Source organism: Streptomyces sp. NPDC005492 (genome assembly GCF_040605995.1).
In the GTDB taxonomy this organism is placed as follows: domain Bacteria; phylum Actinomycetota; class Actinomycetes; order Streptomycetales; family Streptomycetaceae; genus Streptomyces.
In genome coordinates, this window is record NZ_JBEXDX010000111.1 from 1 (window position 1) to 3,928 (window position 3,928).

The window sequence follows — 3,928 nt, forward strand, 5'->3', positions numbered from 1 at the left end:
CTGGGGGGCGAGCGGGCGGCGGCGGAGCGGGTGATGCGGCCGAACAGTCTGTATCTGTCTGCTGCTGCGCAGACCGCGCATGAGCAGTTGGGGGGTGGATGTGGTGGAGGCGCACGGTACGGGGACGACGCTGGGTGACCCGATCGAGGCGCAGGCGCTGCTCGCGACGTACGGTCAGGGTCGCCCCGACGACCAGCCGCTGTGGCTGGGCACCATCAAGTCCAACATCGGCCACGCGCAGGCCGCTGCCGGTGCGGCCGGCGTCATCAAGATGGTGCAGGCCATCCGGCACGGCGCGCTGCCGCCCACCTTGAACGTGGACGAGCCGAGCACCCATGTGGACTGGGCCCAGGGGCAGGTACGGCTCCTGACGGAGCAGCAGCCCTGGCCGGAGACCGGGCACCCGCGCCGCGCCGGCGTCTCCTCCTTCGGCGTGTCCGGCACCAACGCCCACGTGATCCTGGAGGCCGCGCCATCGGCGGACACCGCACCGGAGGATGCCGGTCCGCAGGACGCCGCCGACGCGCAGCGCGCCGCGATCGGCACGCAGACCGTGTGGGTCGTCTCCGGGCGGTCCGCCGACGCCGTCGCCGCGCAGGCCGAGCGGCTGCTTGCGCGCGTCGAGCAGGACGGTGGGCTGGACCCGGCCGACGTGGCGTACTCGCTGCTGCGGTCCCGCTCGCTCTTCGACCACCGCGCCGTGGTGGTCGGCGCGGACACGGACGAACTGGCCGCCGGGCTACGGGCGTTGGCGGCCGGGGAGTCGGCTGCGGGTGTCGCGCAGGGCGTGGCGCGGAACGGCCGCCGGGTGGCGGTGCTGTTCACCGGCCAGGGTGCGCAACGGCTCGGTATGGGGCGGGAGTTGTACGAGACGTCGGCGGTGTTCGCGGCGGCCTTTGACGAGGTGGTGGCGGAGCTGGACCGGCACCTGGAGGTGCCGTTGCGGGATGTGGTGTGGGGTGGCGATGCGGATGAGTTGAACTCCACCGGGTGGGCGCAGCCTGCGTTGTTTGCGGTTGAGGTGGCGTTGTTCCGGTTGCTGGAGTCTTTCGGAGTACGTCCGGACTTTCTGCTGGGGCATTCGATCGGTGAGGTGGCCGCCGCGTACGTGGCGGGGGTGTTCTCGCTGCCGGATGCGTGCCGTTTGGTGGCTGCGCGGGCTCGTTTGATGCAGGGGCTTCCGGTGGGTGGGGCGATGGTGGCGGTTGCCGCGCCGGAGGAGGAGGTACGGCCGTATCTGCCCGAGGGTGTGTCGGTGGCGGCGGTGAACGCGCCGGGTTCGGTGGTCGTTTCGGGCGAGGAAGCGGCCGTAGTGAAGGTCGGTGAGCACTTCAAGTCACAGGGCGTGAAGACGACCCGGCTGCGTGTCTCGCACGCGTTCCATTCGGCTCTGATGGAGCCGATGTTGGAGGACTTCACCGCGGCGATCGCCGACGTGTCCTTCGCGGAGCCGCGTATTCCGGTGGTGTCGAATCTGACGGGTGAGCCGGCGGACATGACGTCGCCCATGTACTGGGCGCAGCAGGTGCGTTCGGCTGTCCGCTTCGCCGATGGGCTGGCCTGGTTGGCCTCGCAGGGTGTGGACACTTTCGTCGAGGCGGGGCCGGACGCGGTGCTGGCCGGGCTGGTGGAGCTGGAGGGCGCCACCGCGGTGGCCCTGCAGCGCCGGGACCGTGCCGGGGGCCGGACCGTACTGCTGGCGCTGGCACGGCTGTTCGCCGAAGGGGTGCCGGTCGGGTGGGACGGCCTGGTCGGCGGGGCCGGGCGCCGCCGGGTGGACCTGCCGACGTACGCGTTCCAGCGGCGGCGCTACTGGCCCGAGGGCGGCACGGGGGCGGCGGACGTGACGGCTGCGGGGCTGGCGGCGGTCGAACACCCGCTGCTGGGCGCGATGGTGCCCTCGCCCGAGGGCAGCGGCGTGGTGTTCACGTCGCGGCTGTCGGCCACCGCGCAGCCGTGGCTGGCCGACCACTCCGTGCAGGGCGCGGTGCTCTTCCCCGGCACCGGCTTCGTGGAACTGGCGGTGCACGCCGCGGACGCGGTCGGCTGCGACCGGGTCCGCGAGGTGATCGTGGAGGCGCCGCTGGTGCTGCCCGCGCGCGGCGGGGTCCAGGTGCAGGTCGTCGTCGGCGAGCCCGAGGACGGGCAGCGCCCGGTCACCGTGTACGCGCGGCCCGACGACGGCGGTGACCGGCCGTGGGTGCGGCACGCCAGCGGCGCCGTGGACACTGCGGCGGGCACGGCCGCGGCCGGGTTCGAGGCGCTGGCCGGGGCGTGGCCGCCGGCGGGCGCCGAGGAGTTGGCGACCGAGGGGATGTACCAGCGGATCGCCGAGCAGGGCTTCGTGTACGGCCCGTCGTTCCAGGGGCTGGCGCGAGCGTGGCGGCGCGACGGGCACGTCTTCGCCGAAGTGGCCCTGCCCGAGCCGCAGTCGGGCCGGGCGGACGGCTTCGGCCTGCACCCGGCGCTGCTGGACGCGGTGATGCACGCGCTGGCGTTCGTGGACCTGGAGCCGGCGGAATTCGGCCGGCTGCCGTTCAGCTTCGGCGACGTGGCGCTGCACGCCTCAGGCGCGAGCCGGGTCCGGGCCTGCTTGACCAGGACCGCCCCCGACGTGCTGTCGATCGCGGTCGCCGACGAGGCCGGTGACGCGGTGCTGTCGCTGGGCTCGCTTGTCGTCCGCCCGCTGACCCCGCGGTCGCTGACTTCGGCGGGCGGGGGCGGCGACGAGACCGTACTCGCCCTGGAATGGCAGCCGTTGGAGGCGCAGGAGCCGCCGCAGGCAGCCGACTGGGAGAGCGTGGCCGCCGGGGTGGTGGCCGGGCCCGGCGTGGACGCGGACCTGCTGCCGGGCGCGGCGCCGTACGCGCACGCCGGCCTGGTGGACCCGGACGCGGCGCTGCCGCTGGTGGTCGCGGTGGCCGGGGGCGAGGACCCGGTGCGGGGCGCGCACGAGGCGACCCGGTGGATGCTGGAGCAGCTCCAGACCTGGCAGTCCGGCGGCCGGCAGCTGGTCGTGGTGACCTCGGGCGCGGTCGCCGCCGCTCCCGGCGAGACGGTGACCGACCTGGGTGCCGCGGCCGTGTGGGGTCTGGTGCGTTCGGCGCAGGCGGAGCAACCGGGCCGGATCACCCTGGTCGACACCGACGCCTCCACCGGGATGACGGCCGGGCTGCTGGCCGCCGTACGCGGCACCGGGGAACCCCAACTGGCCGTCCGCGCTGGCACATTGCACGCGGCCCGGCTGTCGCGGGCGGACACGGGCCTGGTCGTTCCGGAGGGCGGCGGTGCCTGGCACTTGGACTCCACGGCCAAGGGCACGTTGGAGAACCTGCGGCTCGTGCCGTTCCCGGCGGCCGAACGCCCGCTGGGCGAGGGCGAGATCAGGATCGAGGTGTGCGCGGCGGGGCTGAACTTCCGCGACGTCCTCAACGCCCTGGGCATGTACCCGGGTGAGGCCGGTCCGCTCGGCGGCGAAGTGGCCGGTGTCGTCATCGAGGTGGGCGCCGACGTGACGGACCTGCGGGTCGGCGACCGCGTGATGGGCCTGAGCGACGGCGGGCTCGGCTCCGTCGCCGTGACCGACCGGCGGCTGGTCGCACCGATCCCGGCGGGCTGGTCGTACACCACGGCCGCCTCGGTGCCGACGGCGTTCCTCACCGCCTATTACGGCTTGGTGGATCTGGCCGGGTTGCGGTCGGGCGAGCGCGTACTCGTCCACGCGGGCGCCGGCGGCGTCGGCATGGCCGCGCTGCAACTGGCCCGCCACCTCGGCGCCGAGGTCTATACGACGGCGAGCGAGGGCAAGTGGCCGACGCTGCGCGAACGCGGCATCGACGCCGCGCACGTGGCGTCCTCGCGGACGCTGGACTTCGAGGACGCCTTCCGGCAGGCGACCGGCGGCCGGGGCGTCGACGTCGTACTCAAC

The 3,928-nt window shown here is 74.2% G+C and carries 1 protein-coding gene; it reads left to right on the top strand.

What is annotated here, in order from left to right:
* Window positions 1–79: 79 nt before the first annotated feature.
* Window positions 80–3,928 (top strand): acyltransferase domain-containing protein (locus tag ABZT04_RS45870; protein ID WP_356066667.1); only part of this gene is annotated, 3,849 nt, incomplete at its 3' end.